At 59.5% G+C, this 1047-nt stretch carries 2 protein-coding genes; both read right to left on the bottom strand.

Annotated elements, in window-relative coordinates; all coding sequences use genetic code 11:
* Positions 1–15: 15 nt before the first annotated feature.
* Positions 16–591: an IS630 family transposase gene (locus tag NR193_RS33285; RefSeq protein WP_256754884.1), complete on the bottom strand. Its 576-nt coding sequence runs from the start codon at positions 589–591 to the stop codon at positions 16–18.
* Positions 575–967, bottom strand: a complete 393-nt coding sequence (locus NR193_RS33280) for an IS630 transposase-related protein (RefSeq protein WP_256754883.1) — start codon at positions 965–967, stop codon at positions 575–577. Before NR193_RS33280 ends, NR193_RS33285 begins: the two co-directional genes overlap by 17 nt.
* Between the last annotated feature and the right edge of the window lie 80 nt (positions 968–1047).

The following is a 1047-nucleotide window of genomic DNA, read 5'->3' as shown; positions in this document are numbered from 1 at the left end:
TAAAGCGTGTCGCGATTAATTGGCCTCATATCCGGCAGCCTTGAAGAAGTTTCTGCATTCGGTTGGCTCGAACAGGTGGCAGATATCGCCGAGAGCCTTGCAGAGAGCGTCGAAGGTTCTGGCCGCCTTCTTTCGCAGCCGCGCCTTGAGTTTTGAGAAGGCCATCTCGATGGGGTTGAGATCGGGCGAGTATGGCGGCAGGAACAGGAGCCAGGCGCCCCTTTGGCGAACCAGTTGGGCGGTGCGCTCGTTCTTGTGGAAGCCGACATTGTCGAGAATGACGACATCTCCGGGCGACAGTTCGGGAGCGAGCTGAGTTTCGACGTAGCGTTCGAAGATGGCGGCATTCATCGGTGCATTGACGATCCACGGCGCGACAAGACCGTGGCATCGCAGCCCGGCGATGAAGGTCTGCGTCTGCCATTTGCCGAATGGCGCATGCGTCTTGAAGCGCTCGCCCTTCGGCGCCCAGCCGGTGCGTTTGGTCAGCTTGGTGTTGGTCGACGTCTCATCGATGAAGATCAGGCGCGCCAAAGCCTTGTTGAAGAAGCGCTTTCGCCGCCCGATCCACAGTTCACGCGCCTGGCGCACGTCGGCCCGCTGCTGCTCGCTGGCCTGTAGAGTTTTTTTTATGACTGAGCCCCAGCCGATTGAGCAGGCGCCCGACATTAGAGCGGTGCACGCTCACCCCACGCACCTCCAGCTCGACGCAAAGCTCGTCCAGTGTCAGTTCGCCGGTCTCGGCCAACCGCAAGCGTAAAAACTCGGCATGCGGCTCAAGCTTCCCGCCGCCCACATGGCCCTGCCGGCGCGCTTCAAGCGAACCGGTCTGCCGGCGCAGGTTGATTAGATTGTTCACAAAGCGAGGCGAAACGCGGAAATGGCGCGCTGCCTCGCGGTGACCATGTCCCTCATCGACATACGCAACAACACGCCGACGCAACTCAAGCGGTAGCGGCTTGCCCATCGCGGTTTCCTTTCAACCGCAATGAATCACGAACTCAAATCAATGGGAATCCTGAATCCCTTAAAACGCGACACGCTTTA

It is taken from the genome of Mesorhizobium sp. Mes31 (genome assembly GCF_024519675.1).
GTDB lineage: Bacteria > Pseudomonadota > Alphaproteobacteria > Rhizobiales > Rhizobiaceae > Mesorhizobium.
Note: the sequence above shows the minus strand (reverse complement) of the source record. Positions and strands in the feature narration are given on the sequence as shown.

Excerpts from the sequence above, each read along its gene's own strand:
- NR193_RS33280 (WP_256754883.1), bottom strand. The coding sequence starts at position 967 with ATGGGCAAGCCGCTACCGCTTGAGTTGCGTCGGCGTGTTGTTGCGTAT.